The organism is Sorangium sp. So ce406 (genome assembly GCF_051474675.1).
GTDB lineage: Bacteria > Myxococcota_A > Polyangia > Polyangiales > Polyangiaceae > Sorangium > Sorangium cellulosum_G.
On record NZ_CP150340.1, the window covers coordinates 303,381 to 317,494 of the forward strand.

Below are 14,114 nucleotides of genomic sequence, written 5' to 3' on the forward strand. Positions count from 1 at the left end.
CCATACGCAGCCGCGCGCCCGCTTCCCGGGCGCGAGCGCGCTCACGGGCCCGCGCCGGCCTCCACCCAGATCGGCTCGGGCTCGTCGAACCCCTTGAGCCGGAAGGCGCCCGCACGGCGGAAGCCCGCGCGCGCGGCCTCGGGGAGCGCGGCGACCGCCGATCGCGAGAGGGTCACCCGGCCGGGGCGCGGCAGGGCGACGCGCTCGCGATCGGCGCCCGGCTCCTCCGCGCGATCCTCCTCGGTGATCGCCTCGATCCGGAAGAGCCGGTGGACCTCCGCGCCGATGACGTCATGATCGCTCATCCGCACCGGGCCCCAGTGCGCGACGAGGCGGAGCTGGGCAGGATCGTCGACCGCGCGACGGAGCACGCTGGCCGCCTCGAGGGCGCCGGTCATCGTGGAATAGACCGCCAGGTACCCGTCGCCGGTCCCCTTCAGGAGGCGGGGGCTCGTCGACCCGCGGAGCGCCCGGCGGAGCTGGTTGAGGTGGTCGACGAAGCGGGTGTCGCCGATGTCCTGGAGCATGTGGGTTGAGCGGACGATATCGATGAGGAGCATCGCCACCTCGACCCTGTCGGTCGGCTCCGCCTCCTCCCGCCGCTCGGCCGGGAAGAGCTCGACGAGCGCGAGGTGCAGATCGTCCCAGTGGATCCGATCGAGGCGGGCGCTGAGGCGGGCGAAGGTGGGGGAGGCGGCGATCGCCCGCCGCGCGGCGTCGGCGGTCTCGCCGCCCGCGACGTCGGCCGTGAGGCGATCGAGCAGCGCGAACACCGCCTCGCCGATCTCCTCGGGGGCGTCCGGGCGGCGGAAGAGCTCGCGCTGGACGTCGACCACGAGGTCCCAGTGGCGGGGCCAGGGCTCCCCGTGGCCGATGACGACGTTGCGGACCGCGTGGAACCGGCCGCCCCCGGGGAGCGACTCGATCAGCGCGCGGAGCGAGGGGTGGAGGAGGTAATACCGCGAACGCGGCAGCTCGTGGCGCGAGCCGACCACGGCGTCGTGCGGCTGGCGGAAGCGCTGTGCCTGGCGCTCGGACGCGGGATCGGCGACGAGGACCCCGAGGACGCCGCACTCGAAGAGCTCGCGGAACGGGTGATAGACGTCGTCGGCGGTCCGGCCGTGGGCGTCGAAATACGCGCGATCGACCCCGTGAAAGCGGCACCAGACATCGACCATCTCGTCGTGGGTGAGGACGTCGCAGGGGAGCAGGCCGAGGAACTCGGCCCGCTTGTCGCGGTGACAGAGCACCTCGAGGAACACCCGCATCTCGTCGAAGATGTTGGCGACCAGGAGGCCGGCGCTCTTGTCCTGCACGATCTGCGTGAAGGTCTGCTCGTCGAGGGCCCGGCGGTTGCGCGAGATCTCCGAGGCGAGGATCACGAGATCGCGCGGCCGCCCGAGGGTGTGGCGATAGAGGAAGTCGAACGTCCCCTCGCCGCGAGCCGAGCGCCCCGTGCTCACCATGTCGAGGTGGATGAACTCGCGGAGCGGCAGCCGCTCGTAATAATAGGTGAGCTTCTCGAGCAGCTCGAAGAGCTCGTGCTTTGCGTAGCGGAGCGTCGAGGTCGCGCCGTAGAGGTTGGTCTTGATGTCGGACTCGTAGGCGGAGAACGCCTCCTCGCGGATCGTGGCGAAGATCTTCACGTGCCGGTTGGCGTTCATCAGGTCCCACGCGGCCTCGATCATCCCCGCCTGCATGTGGATCCAGGCCGCCCGGGGCAGCCGCCGGAGCGCCTGATCGAGCTTGTCGATGAAGAGGTAGACGCCGCTGTGGAGCGAGCGGAGCCGCCGCTCGAGCGGGCCCTCCATCGCGTCGATCACCTGGTTGATCTGGCGGACGGTCAGCGACAGGAGCTCCTTCACCACCACCGTCGGCTCGACAGGACGGCCCGTGAGCAGTCCGCGCAGGCTCCGGGGGAGCGGGTCCAGGTCCTCGGGATCGCCGGCGCCGGCGAGGGCGGACTGACACGAGACGATCGACAGGCGGAAGCTGAAGCTCCAGAGCCGCTTGCACTCGTGGAGCCCGGACATGAGGTCGATCCGGGTCTGGTCGACGCTGGGCAGGTCGCCCATCAGGTCGAGGTACGGCCGCCCTTCCGGGATGAACTGTACGGCCGACTGACGGCGCTCGCGGCCGGTCGCCAGGTAGATCTCGCTGAGGACCGACCGCTTGTAGGTGAGCAGGAGGGTCTTGCCGAGCCCCTTGCTCCCCGAGACGAAGTGCTTGTTCGCGCTGTCGAGGAACTCGCGGACCACGGCGTTCTTGAAGGTCAGCTCCTTGAGAGCGCCGATGTCGATCTGGTTGGCGTCCGAGGCCCAGCTCTGCTGGTGCCCGGCGTCGCGCTCGCCCTCGGGGCGCCGCTTTGCCGCCGGCTCCGGAGGGCGGCCGGGCAGGGCGCGGAGCGCGTCGAGGAGGTCGCGGGCGGAGGCGAACCGGCGGTCGCGGTCGCGGTGCGTCGCCCGGGCGAACCAGCCGTCGAAGCCGCCCGGAACGTCGGCGAGCCGTGACGGCGCGACCGGGACGTCGAAGCAGATCTTGTGGACCAGCTCGAAGAGCGAATCGCCGCGGAAGGGCCGGCGTCCGGTCATGCACTCGTAGGCGATCACGCCGATCGACCAGAGGTCCGCGCGGTGATCGACCCCGGTGGCGTTGGCGATCTGCTCCGGGCTCATGTAGCTCACCGTGCCCAGCGTGGAGCCCGCGTCGGTCTGCGGCGCCCCCCGGCGGTCGAGCCCGAGGTCCTCGAGCTTGACGATGCCGAAGTCGAGGACCTTGCAGAGCGGGCGATCGTCGTCCTCGACGAGGAAGATGTTGGCCGGCTTGAGGTCGCGGTGGACGATGCCCATGCGGTGCGCCTTGCCGATCGCGCTGCAGACGTCGGCGAGGACCGCCGCCGTCTCGTCGTACGACAGGGGCCCTCGGGACAGCCGCTCGGCCAGGTCCTCGCCGCGGAGGAGCTCCATGGCGATGTAAGGCACCTGCGTGGCCGCATCGACGTTGAAGTCGAGGACCTGCACCACGTTCGTGCCCCGCAGCGCCGCCGCGGTCTGCGCCTCGAGGAGGAAGCGGGCGCGCGCCCGCTCGGTCCCGACGATCGCCGGGTTGATCAGCTTGAGCGCCGCCGGCCCGCCGAGGCGAAGGTCGGTCGCCCGGAAGACCCGGCCCATGCCGCCTTTCCGGAGGAGCTCCTCGATCCGCCAGCGCTCGCCGACCACATCCCCCGGGCCGAGGCGGCTCACGGCCTCGGACGGGCCGCTCCCGGCGGCGCATGACACCGTGGGATCGGCCGGTCGGTGGGCACCCTCATCCGACATGTCGTCAGAGTACCAGCCCCGGTCCGCCAGGAGAACCTGCGGTGCGCGCGCCTACCAGCCGAGCCCGATGCGCAGCGGCAGGAACACCGCCATTCCGGTCACGATGGTGCCCAGGATATCGCGGCGCGAGAAGTAGTAGACGCTGGCCGCGACGCTCGCGGGCAGCCGCGCGTCCTGGAAGGTCGCGGTCAGGTGCCCCTGCGTCATCAGGACCTCGGGCACGATCACCGCGGCCAGCGCCGCCAGCGGCGCGTAGCGCAGCCCGCGCCTGAGCCAGCCGGGCATCGGCAGGTCCTCGTCGGGGAACAGGAAGAAGCTGCGGGTGAACAGCGTGATCAGCGCCAGGCCGACGATGATGACGACGGTCTCCCAGGCGCTCATCGCCGGGCCTCCTCGGCGCGCTCGCGGGCGCGTCGCTGCGCCCCCTCGGCGGCCTCGATCCCGAGGCCGACCGCGACGGCGGCGGCGATCGCGACAAGGATGTTGAGCTTCAGCGGGAGCGCGTAGGCCGCCACCGCGGCCGAGGCGGCGGTGCCGCCCGCGAGCCAGGTGGCCCTGTCCTGCAGCAGCGAGCACGCGATGCCCAGCAGCGCGAGCACGCCGGCGAAGCCGAGCCCCCACTCGACCGGGATCACGTTGGCCAGCGCGATGCCGCCGAGCGACGAGCCGTGCCACGAGGACCAGTTCGTCGCGACGCCGCCCCAGTAGTACGGCTCGTGCGCGGGCGACGGGGTGGGGTCGGGGAAGCGCTTCATGAAGATCACGTAGTTGAGGTCGCCGCTGAAGTAGCCGATCAGGCACCGGCGCCAGCGCGGGAGGCGCGCGAAATAGGGCCGCCACATCGCGCTGAAGATCACGAAGCGCAGGTTCACGCACGTGGCGGTGGCCCAGATGACCCACATGGGCGCGCCCGACGCGATCAGCGGCATCGTCGCGAGCTGCGCGCTGCCGGCGAAGACCAGGAGCGACATCAGCGCAGCGAGCGGCGGCGCGAGCCCGCTCTTGACCATCGCGACGCCGGTCACGAGGCCCCAGGCGGCGACGCCGAACGACACCTGCAGCATGTCGCGCGCGCCGCGGCGGAACTCGGGGTGGAGCGCGGTGGCGCGGACGGAGGCGGAGAGGGACATGCGGGCGCTCGGGGGGCGTAGGAACTGTCCAGGCGCGATCCGAAAGTCAAGGCGCCCACCCCCGGAGCCCCGATCCTGCCCTGAACCTCGGAACGCCTTGCATACAGACCGACCGGTCGGTATGGTTTGCTCATGCCGGCCCGGACCTATCCCAGCGCGCGCGATCGCATCCTCGACGCGGCCGAGCGGCTCGTCGTCTCGCGCGGGGTGAACTCGCTGACCATCGAGGCGGTGATCACCGAGGCGCAGATCAGCAAAGGGGGCTTCTTTCACCACTTCGCGACGAAGGACGCGCTCCTGACGGCGATCATCGACCGGCTGAGCAAGCGCATGACCGCCGACGCCGAAGAGCGCGCCGCGCGGGACCCGGAGCCCCGCGGCGCCCGGCTGCGGGCGCAGATCGCGCTCGCCTTCGATGCTGAGAAGGGCGAGACCGCCGCGCCGCGCGCCTTGCTCCTGGCGCTCATCGAGGCGGTCGGCGCCCAGCCCGAGATGGCGCGCCACATCGGCAAGCTGAACGCCGAGGCCTTCGCGCGCGACGTGGCCGAGGACATCTCCGAGGGGCGCGCCATCGCGATCCAGTTCGCCCTCGACGGTTTCTGGCTCTCCGAGGCGCTCGGGACGGCGGCGCTCACGGAGGGGCAGTCGCAGGCGCTGCGCGACGCGCTCCTCGCGCTCGCGCAGCCGGAAGCGGGCGCGGGGCGCGGGCCCGCGCGGCCGCGCGCTCCCAGGAAAGGCGGTCGAACATGAAGTCCATTCCCGACATCTCCAGCGCTCAGCACAAGGCGAACCCCCATCCGCTGTACGCGCGGCTGCGCGCCGAGGCGCCGGTCGTGCGCGTCGTGTACAGCGACCGGAAGCCCGCGTGGCTCTTGACGCGCTACGCCGACGTGGCCCCCGCGCTCAAGGATCCGCGCCTCGGCAAGGACCCGTTCCGCGCCCTGAGCGCGAAGGAGCGGGCCGAACAGACGCCGTGGATGCCGTCGTTCCTCCGCCCGCTCACGAACAGCATGCTCGACAAGGACCCTCCGGATCACACCCGGCTTCGCGCCCTGGTACACCAGGTCTTCACGCCCCGGCGGGTGGAGGACCTGCGCGGGCGCATCGCGACGATCACCGAGGGCCTCGTGGCGCGGGCCCGGGCGCGCGGCGCGATCGACCTCCTGGAGGAGGTCGCGCTGCCGTTGCCGATCACGGTGATCTGCGAGCTGCTCGGGATCCCGGAGGCCGACTGGCCGCGCTTCCGCGCCTGGACGAACCGCCTGGTCGAGCTCCGCACGCCGCTCGACATGGTCCGCGCGATACCGTCGCTTTACATGATGATGCGCTACCTGCGCGCGCTCGTCGAGGAGCGCCGCCGCACGGGGGGGGATGACCTCGTCGCGGCGCTCGTCCGGGCCGAGGAGGAGGGCAGTCGGCTCAACGAGGAGGAGCTGCTCGCGATGATCCTGCTCCTCGTCGCGGCGGGGCACGAGACGACGGTGAACCTGATCGCCAGCGGGACGCTGGCCCTGCTCGACGATCCGGGGTCGCTCGACCGCCTGCGGCGCGAGCCCGAGCTGATCAAGCCGGCGGTCGAGGAGCTCCTGCGCTTCACGACCCCGGTCGACCTCGCGACCGAGCGGTACACGACGGAGGATGTCGCGTTCGGCGAGCACGTGATCCCGCGGGGACAGCGGGTGTTCCCGGTGCTCGGCTCGGCCAACCACGACGAGCAGGTCTTCGAGAGCCCCGAGCGGCTGACGCTCGATCGGGAGCCCAACCGGCACCTCGCCTTCGGCAGCGGCGTGCACTATTGCCTCGGCGCCCCGCTCGCGCGGCTCGAGGCGCAGGTCGCGTTCGCCGCGATCGTCCGGGATCTTCCGGGCCTGCGGCTCGCCGTGCCGCGTGCGTCCCTGACGTGGAAGCCGTCGTCGATCCTGCGCGGGCTCACGAGGCTACCGGTGACGTTCGCTGCGGCGCCGATCTACTCCGTGCCCCGCGCGGCCAGGCCGACGGCGGCAGGGCTCCACCCCTAGAGACGGAACAGGGCAGTAGAAGCCGCCAGGACGCCGGGAACAGAACAGCTCGCCTTCCGCTCGCCGTGTCGCAAAGCGCCTCGGTGTGGCAGGAGCGTCGTCTTCGCTCGTGGCGCTCTTCGACCCGCTGCTCAGCGGGCGTGGCCCCACAACAGGCATGCGATGTGCACTCCCTGCGATCCCCGAGGCCGGGGAGCGCGGGATACGCGGTGCGCCCGTCCCGGCGCGAGTCCGTCCAGCGGCTGCCCCAGGCCGGGCGGCACGAGAGGAGCGCATGCGAATCCATCATCTCAACTGCATCTCGACCTGCCCGATCGGCGGCGCGCTGATGGATGGGCAGACGCTCGGACTCCGAGGGAGGCTGACGTGCCACTGCCTGCTCCTCGAGACGGACAGCGGCCTCGTCCTCGTGGACACCGGGCTCGGCTTGCTGGACGTCTCGATGGCCAGAAAGCGGTTGAGCCGGTTCTTCCTGTTCCTCGTACGGCCGGAGTTCCGGGCCGAGATGACGGCGTACCGCCAGATCCAGCGGCTCGGCTTCCGACCCGAGGACGTCCGCCACATCGTGCTCACCCACCTCGATTTCGACCACGCCGGCGGCCTCGACGACTTCCCCTCGGCCGAGGTCCACCTGCTCGCGGACGAGCGCGACGCCGCGTTCGCGCGGCGGACGCTCCTCGACCGCATGCGTTACCGGCCCGCCCAGTGGTCGACGCAGGCGAGCTGGATCGCCTATCCCTCGGGCGGCGGTGAGCGATGGTTCGGCTTCGAGGGCGCGCGCGCGGTGGGCGGCCTGAAGGAAGAGGTGCTGTTCGTCCCGCTCGTCGGTCACACCCTCGGACACGCCGGCGTGGCCGTCCGGCGCGACGGCGGCTGGCTGCTCCTCGCCGGCGACGCCTACTTCTATCATCGCGAGATGGACCCGGTGCGCCCGCGCTGCACGCCGGGCCTGCGCTTCTATCAAGTCATGATGGAGAAGGACCGCGCCGCGCGGCTCGAGAACCAGCGCCGGCTGCGCGCGCTGCGACAGGAGAGCGGCCACGACGTGACCCTCGTGTGCTCCCACGATGTCGTGGAGTTCGAGCGCATCACCGGCCGGAGCCACGCCGTGCCCGCGGGCGACCGGGAGAACGTGCCCGAGCCGTCCTACCCCGTCCCGGGAGGCGTCCCGAGCCCATCCCGCGCATGACGCTCCGCTCTCCGGGGGCCGGGCAGCCCTCGATCACGCGCTGTCCGCGGCACCCCCCACGAGCGGCAGCGTGAAATGGAACGCGGTGTGGCCGTCGCCAGGGCTCTCGGCCCAGATCTGGCCGCCGTGCGCCTCGATGAGGCCCTTCGCGATGTACAGGCCGAGGCCGAGGCCGATGACGCGCGCCTCCCTCGCCTTGCCCCGGAAGAACCGCTCGAACAGGAACGGCAGCTCGTCGGGCGGGATCCCGCGGCCCCTGTTCCAGATCGACGTGACCACCGCGTCGCCGCGCCGCTCCAGCCGCACCTGGATCGGCGTCTCCGGATCTCCGTACTTCGCCGCGTTCGAGAGGAGGTTGCTGAGGACCTGCTCCATGCGCCCCGCGTCCGCGGCCACGACCGGGATCTCGCCCCGGACCTCGATGTCGACCGGGTGCCCGTCGGTCTCGCTCGCCGTCCGCTCCACGACGGCCTGCACGAGCGCCGGCAGGTCGACGGGGCCGCGCTCGATCGCGAGCCGCCGCGACTCGATGCGGGAGATGTCCGTGAGATCGGAGACCATCCGCCCGAGCCGCCTCGCGCTCGCCAGGATGTGGCCTGCCCTGACCTTCGCCGCGTCGGCGAGCTGGGGCCTCCGCTCGATCTGCGCCGCATAGCCGATGATCGTGGTCACGGGCTGCTTCAGATCGTGCGCGACGACCGACGTCCACTCCTCCTTGAGCCGCTCGAGCTCCTTCTGCCGCGTGATGTCCTCGAACGCGAGGACGGCGCCGAGCAGCCTCCCGTTGGCGTCGACGATCGGCCCGGCGCTCATGAGCACCGCCAGGGCGCTGCCGTGGGCGCGCCGCAGCGAGAGCTCCCTCGCGGTCGTGACCTCGCCCCGCAGCGCGCGCATCGCCGGGCACTCCTCGGGGGAGAGCGGCTGTCCGTCCGAGAGGCACAGGCACGACGCGCCGCCCAGCTCGTCCGGCGAGGTCGCCCGGGCGAGCTCCTGGGCGCGGTGGTTCCAGGTGATCTGCTGGCCGGTCGGGTCGAGCAGGACGATGCCGACCGGCGTGCGCTCGATGACCGTGTTGAGCCACGTCCGCTCGGCCGCGAGCTGCTCGAGGAGCCGCTCTCGCTCCTCGTCGGCGAGCTTCTCCGCGGTGACGTCGCGCGAGATCCCGATCGCGGTGAGCGGCTTTCCGCTCTCGTCGCGCTCGATCGTGACGTGGGTCGCGACCCATCGGACCCGGCCGCTCCGGTCGATGATCCGGAACGTGATCCGCCCGCCGGCGGCGGCCATGCGCTCGACGAAGTCGTGATAAAGCCCGGTGTCCTCGGGGTGGACCAGCGAGAGGAAGAGCCGGGGGTCCTCGTACCAGGCCTCGGGCGGATAGCCGGTGTGCTCGACGACGGCGGGGTTGATGTACTCGTAGCCTCCCTCGGGGCCGAGCCGCATGCGGAAGATGACGTCGCTCGCGTGCTCCGCGATGAGCCGCAGGCGCGCCTCGCTGAGCCGGAGGGCGTCCTCCGCCCGCCGCTGCTCGGTCACGTCGAGGGCCGTGCCGATCATCCGGATCGGGGTTCCGTCCTCGTCGCGCTGCACGTCGGCCACGGTGTGGATGAAGCGCTCCTCGCCGTCCGGGCGGATGATCCGGTAATCGACGCGGTACGGCTCGGCCCCGTGCAGCGTGAGATCGACGGCGCGCATGAGCCCGGCGCGGTCGTCCGGGTGGACGCGCTCGAGGAACGCCTCGTACGTGATCGGGCCGGAGTCGCCGGCTAGCCCCAGCATGCGATAGCTCTCTTCCGACCAGACCAGCTCGTTCCTCACGATGCGCCAGTCCCAGTTGGCCAGCCTGGCGATCTTCTGCGCGCGGGCGAAGCTCTCCCCCCTGAGCCGGAGCGCCTCCTCGGTCCGTCGGGCCTCCGCGAGCGTCGCGTCGAGCTGCTCGCGCGAGCGCTCGAGCGCCGTCGTCTCCCGCTCGAGCTCCCCGACCCGCGCGCCCAGCGCGCGCGCCGCGGCGGCGGCGAGCGCCATGCCGAAGAGGACCGACAGGGCGCCGGCGATCTCGAGCGCCTCGGCCTGCGGCAGGGCCGGCTGCGCCGCGGCGCAGAGCAGCACCGCGCGCAGGTCGCCCGCGAAGGCGAGCGGGATCGCGAGCGCGTGCGAGCAGCCGCGGTGCGCGCGGAGGTGAGCCACGTCGAGGAGCGCCGCGGCGCCGTCGCCCTCGGGCGCGACCTGCACGGCCCCCCTGCGCGCGGCCGCCGCCGCGAGGCACTCGGCGTCCAGCGGCAGGCGCTGGAGCGCGCTCATCGCGGCGCCCTGGTCGCCCTCGGCGGCGACGAGCGCGAGCGCGCGCGGCTCCTGCAAGACGTCGAAGAGACACGCGATCTCGACGCGGAGGGCGCGCGCCGCCGCCGCCGCGATCGCCCTCCGCAGCGCGCCCGCGTCCTCGCCGGCGCGCGAGAGGGCCAGCGACGCGTCGGCCACGGCGCGGGCCAGCGCGTCGCCCGGCGCAGCGCCGCGCCGCCCGCGCATGGACGGTCCGCCCCGTCCGGCTCCACGCCGTCTGTCGTCGCTGTTCACTCGGCCCCTCGCGCTGCTCGACCCGATCCGGGTGAGCGCGGGGCGAGCGTAACACGGCCCTTCGCGCCGTACGTCGGTTCGCTCGGCTGCCCGCGTCCGGCGCCGGCCCGCCGCGTTCCCTGTCGAATCCGTGCTCCCCCACCCTTGAAGGGTCTTCCCGACCCAGCGGTGCCACACGACTGCACGACATTCATGCAGAAGGAAAAATGCGGCTTTTACAGTGAGAGCGTTAATCCACGTCGACGGTTCGCGCTGCGGCAGCGCGGCAGGAGCCGCGTTATCCGTCGCTGAACCCGGAGTTCGCGGCGCGCACGGGGAGCCGTCGGGTTCGGGTCTGTGGTAAGCGGGATAACGTGATTGCGGGGTTCGCGATTGTACGGCGGGCCCGGCTTCCGGTTGTGCTCGCGTTGCTCCAGGACATCGCGCAGAGCCGTGGCCGGGGTCGACGTGAATACGGCGGCCTGTCGCCGCTTCCAAGCTGCCACCACTGGAGGACTCATGCGTGATTCTCGTACGTTGATCAGCATTGCGCTCGCATCGCTGGTGTCCCTCTCGGCCGCGGTGGCCCAGGCAGAGGTGACGATCGAAGATGTCCAGGCGTCGGACGGCGCGAGCGTGCCCCGGGGCGATCTGATCGTGGCGGGCGACAGGCTGGTCGTGCGCGTCCACGCGACCTCGAACGAGGGCGTCTACCGGGTCGACGCGGAGCTCGAGGGGGTGACGGTGCAGTTATTGCCGATGGGCGACGACCGCTACGAGGGGAGGTTCGACATCAGCGAGCTCGCCTACGGTCCTCACGTGCTCACGATCCGCGCGTACGACCTGTTCGGCGACGGCTCGACGGTGGAGCGGACCATGGAGCGGTCCGGCGACCCGGTGACGCCGATCCCCTGGCTATCGACCCCGCGGCCGTACAGCGTCGTCTCCGGGAACGTGCCGCTCGACGCGAGGTGCTTCGCGACGCCGCCCCTCGAGTGCCAGCGCCTCTGCGTCGAGGTCCGGGGCCGGACGCACACGGCGAGCGCCTGCAGCCATCGCACGGAGAGCTCGCCGCCGGGGACGTTGATGCTCAAGACACGCCCGTTCCCGGCGTTCGAGTCCGGGGAGGAGCTCACCGTCACGCTCACGGGCAACACCGGTGTCGGCGCTGATTTCACGACGACCTCCGGGCCCATTTACATCGAGCGGAGCCCGAGGCTGGCCGCGGTTCAGCGTGCCCCGGGCGCCATTCTCGATGTCGACGCCACGCGGATCCTCTTCCTCGATCGGTATCATCGGGTCGGCATCGTCGACCGCGCCACGGAAGAGGCGAGCTTGATCATGCCGCTCCCGCCGGATCCGGCCGGGAGCAGCCCGAGCTACGGCGCGCTCACGCCCTCGGGCTTCGTGGTCCAGTCGGCGACGACCCGCATCTTCACGTGGGTCGACGGCGTGGTGACCAGGATCACGCGGGGGCGGCTCGACGCGGTGAACGGCGATCTGCTCGTGTGGACCGCGCAGGCCGAGGACAGGGCGTACCTGCACACGCTGTCGACGGGGCTCAACCAGAGCCTCTGGAACAGGCCGGGCGGCAAGACGCCGTTCCAGGCCGACATCACGGCCTCCGGCGACGTGTACTACGCCACGTACGAGGAGCCGTGGATTCGCCAGCTGCTCGTGAGGCGGATCGGCAATCACCCCGGCAACCTCCAGCGGCCGATCACCGACGGGACGAACATCGCCGGGCGGTGGTGGAACGGGAGAACGAGCTCCAGCTACCTGTACACAGCGGACGGCGAGGAGGTGTTCCTCGGCGACTCGATCTCGGGCAACTCCGCCGGGCTGCTCCTGCACGCGGGGCACGCCGCGTTCCTGAGGAGCGACGGAGAGGTCAACCAGGTGTGGCTGCGGACCTCGGACGGCGAGCAGCACCAGATCAGCAGCTTCGAGACGTCGAGCCAGTTCGACCAGCAGAAGCTCCGGATCGGCCACGACGGCATCAGCGACAGCGGCGAGGTGGTGTTCCTCCACGGCGGCAGGCGCTACATCGGCGTCCCGGGCGAGGCGCCCGCGGAGGTCGGCAGCGATCTCGGGCACGCGCGCTGGTTCGAGGACGGCTGGCATGTGACGATCGGCGACACGCTGTTCCGGGTCGCGCGCGAGGGGGCCGAGGTCATCGATCTTCCCGGCGAGGCGCTGCGCGCCGGCCCGACGAGCCTGGGCGAGGTTCAGGAGGTCGTGATCGCGCCGATCGCCGGGGAGGAGCTCGAGGGCCCGGCGCGGCCGGATCGCCTCGAGCCCGACGCGCTGCCGGACCTGTCGGGCCTCGACGAGACGACCGACCTCGCCGGCGGCGGCGCGTCGGCTGCGGCCGGGTGCAGCGCCGGCGGCTCGGCGGGCCCGGGCGGCGGCGTCGCCGCGTTCGCGGCGATCGCCGGCCTCGCGCTCGCGCGGCGGCGCCGGCGGGCCTAGGTCCGATGCCGGAGGCCGGCCCGGGGCCAGCGCGCAGCTGCCCCTGGGCCGGCCCCGATGCCGAGCCCCTCGGCGACCCGACGGCCATGGTCCTGGTCGCACGGCGAGCGCGTACTGGGGCTGGCGGAGCGTGAGGGGACGCGGTGACCAGCGCGCGGGGGCGCGTGGCGGTACGGCGGCCGCGCCGGTTGACGCGAGGGGGCATCTCTCCATGCTTCCCGGGAACGTGGGTTGCCCGCGTACGGAGGAGCCATGGCCAGGACAGCGTCGAACGAGACCAGGAAGATCCGCTATGCCGTCGTGGGGGCGGGCAACATCGCGCAGGTCGCCGTGCTGCCGGCCTTCAAGAACGCCGCCGAGAACTCCGAGCTCGTCGCGATCGTCTCGGGCGACGCCGAGAAGCGCGCGGCGCTCGGCGAGCGCTACGGCGTCGCGGAGCTCGGCGGCTACGACGAGCTCGAGGACGTCCTGAAGCGCGCGCGGGTCGACGCGGTGTACATCGCCCTGCCGAACACGATGCACCGCGAGTACACCGAGCGCGCCGCGGCGATGGGGGTCCACGTGCTCTGCGAGAAGCCCATGGCCATGACCGAGGAGGACTGCGAGGCGATGATCCGCGCCACGAAGGACCGCGGCGTGAAGCTGATGATCGCCTACCGCCTGCACTTCGAGGAGGGGAACCTGAAGGCCGTCGAGATCGCCCGCTCGGGCAAGCTCGGCGAGGTGCGCGCCTTCACCTCCCTGTTCGCGCACGTGGTGCGCCCCGGCGACATCCGCACCCGGAGCGCGCAGGGAGGCGGCGCGCTGTTCGACCTGGGTGTCTACTGCGTCAACGCCGCCCGCTACCTCTTCCGCGAGGAGCCGAGCGAGGCGCTCGCCGTCAGCCTGCGGCTCGACGCGCGGCGCGCCGAGGACGTCGACGAGACCACCTCGGCCATCCTGCGCTTCCCGAGCGGCGCCGTCGCCCAGTTCACCGTGAGCCAGGGGCTCGCGAGCGTGTCGTCGTTCCGCATCGCGGGCACCGAGGGCGAGCTCCGCGTGGAGCCGGCCTTCGATTACTCGTCCGATATCAAGCACTACCTGACGGTCGGGGGGAAGACCGAGGAGAAGACCTTCAAGGGCCGCGACCAGTTCGCCCCGGAGCTCGTCTATTTCTCGCGGTGCATCCTCGAGGACAGGGAGCCTGAGCCCTCGGGGCTCGAAGGGTTCGCGGACGTGCGGGTGATGCTCGCGATCCAGGACTCGGCCGCGAGCGGGAGGGCCGAGGCGATTCCCCCCTTCCAGCGGGACCAGCGGCCCGGGATGAGCCAGAGCATCAAGAAGCCTCCAATCGACCCGCCGGAGCCGGTGAAGGCCCCGTCGCCCTCGGAGCAGTGATCGGAACCAGCGCCTGAGCGGCGCCTCCTGTCGCGAGGTGTCTGCCCCACAAGAGCGCGGG

At 72.0% G+C, this 14,114-nt stretch carries 9 protein-coding genes; 5 read left to right on the forward strand and 4 right to left on the reverse strand.

All coding sequences use genetic code 11. The features are described 5' to 3' along the window. Positions 1-41: 41 nt before the first annotated feature. Genes WME96_RS01170 through WME96_RS01180 form a run of 3 tightly spaced genes read right to left on the reverse strand, consistent with a single transcriptional unit; the run spans position 42 to position 4,447 of the window. The gene (locus WME96_RS01170) at positions 42-3,317 is read right to left on the reverse strand and encodes a protein kinase domain-containing protein (protein ID WP_437288345.1); all 3,276 of its coding nucleotides are present in this window, start codon (positions 3,315-3,317) and stop codon (positions 42-44) included. A 51-nt stretch (positions 3,318-3,368) separates the two neighbouring features. After that, on the reverse strand, positions 3,369-3,698 hold the full coding sequence (locus WME96_RS01175) for an AzlD domain-containing protein (RefSeq protein WP_437288346.1): 330 nt from the start codon (positions 3,696-3,698) through the stop codon (positions 3,369-3,371). Further along, positions 3,695-4,447, reverse strand: a complete 753-nt coding sequence (locus WME96_RS01180; RefSeq protein WP_437288347.1) for an AzlC family ABC transporter permease — start codon at positions 4,445-4,447, stop codon at positions 3,695-3,697. The genes WME96_RS01175 and WME96_RS01180 overlap by 4 nt, the downstream gene beginning before the upstream one ends. 132 nt (positions 4,448-4,579) lie before the next feature. Here WME96_RS01180 and WME96_RS01185 point away from each other — a divergent pair, with 132 nt between their 5' ends. From WME96_RS01185 to WME96_RS01195, 3 genes are all read left to right on the forward strand, one after another. Further along, positions 4,580-5,197, forward strand: a complete 618-nt coding sequence (locus WME96_RS01185; protein ID WP_437288348.1) for a TetR/AcrR family transcriptional regulator — start codon at positions 4,580-4,582, stop codon at positions 5,195-5,197. Then, positions 5,194-6,465 (forward strand): cytochrome P450 family protein, encoded by a 1,272-nt coding sequence (locus tag WME96_RS01190; protein WP_437288349.1) that lies wholly within the window; start codon positions 5,194-5,196, stop codon positions 6,463-6,465. Before WME96_RS01185 ends, WME96_RS01190 begins: the two co-directional genes overlap by 4 nt. Before the next feature lie 274 nt (positions 6,466-6,739). Beyond that, positions 6,740-7,654: an MBL fold metallo-hydrolase gene (locus WME96_RS01195; RefSeq protein ID WP_437288350.1), complete on the forward strand. Its 915-nt coding sequence runs from the start codon at positions 6,740-6,742 to the stop codon at positions 7,652-7,654. A 33-nt stretch (positions 7,655-7,687) separates the two neighbouring features. Here WME96_RS01195 and WME96_RS01200 read toward each other — a convergent pair whose 3' ends face one another. Continuing rightward, positions 7,688-10,177, reverse strand: a complete 2,490-nt coding sequence (locus WME96_RS01200; protein ID WP_437288351.1) for a PAS domain-containing protein — start codon at positions 10,175-10,177, stop codon at positions 7,688-7,690. Between the two features lie 771 nt (positions 10,178-10,948). On the opposite strand from WME96_RS01200, the gene WME96_RS01205 reads away from it, so the two are divergent. After that, complete coding sequence (locus WME96_RS01205) at positions 10,949-12,676, forward strand: hypothetical protein (RefSeq protein WP_437288352.1); 1,728 nt, start codon at positions 10,949-10,951, stop codon at positions 12,674-12,676. A 252-nt stretch (positions 12,677-12,928) separates the two neighbouring features. Further along, a complete protein-coding gene (locus WME96_RS01210) occupies positions 12,929-14,053 on the forward strand; it encodes a Gfo/Idh/MocA family protein (protein ID WP_437288353.1) in 1,125 nt (374 codons plus the stop codon). The last annotated feature ends 61 nt before the right edge of the window (positions 14,054-14,114 follow it).

Bases quoted from the DNA above. Each gene is read 5' to 3' on its own strand.
- WME96_RS01190 (WP_437288349.1), top strand. From the start codon at position 5,194: ATGAAGTCCATTCCCGACATCTCCAGCGCTCAGCACAAGGCGAACCCC.
- WME96_RS01185 (WP_437288348.1), top strand. From the start codon at position 4,580: ATGCCGGCCCGGACCTATCCCAGCGCGCGCGATCGCATCCTCGACGCG.
- WME96_RS01210 (WP_437288353.1), top strand. From the start codon at position 12,929: ATGGCCAGGACAGCGTCGAACGAGACCAGGAAGATCCGCTATGCCGTC.
- WME96_RS01195 (WP_437288350.1), top strand. From the start codon at position 6,740: ATGCGAATCCATCATCTCAACTGCATCTCGACCTGCCCGATCGGCGGC.
- WME96_RS01200 (WP_437288351.1), bottom strand. From the start codon at position 10,177: ATGCGCGGGCGGCGCGGCGCTGCGCCGGGCGACGCGCTGGCCCGCGCC.
- WME96_RS01180 (WP_437288347.1), bottom strand. From the start codon at position 4,447: ATGTCCCTCTCCGCCTCCGTCCGCGCCACCGCGCTCCACCCCGAGTTC.
- WME96_RS01170 (WP_437288345.1), bottom strand. From the start codon at position 3,317: ATGTCGGATGAGGGTGCCCACCGACCGGCCGATCCCACGGTGTCATGC.
- WME96_RS01175 (WP_437288346.1), bottom strand. From the start codon at position 3,698: ATGAGCGCCTGGGAGACCGTCGTCATCATCGTCGGCCTGGCGCTGATC.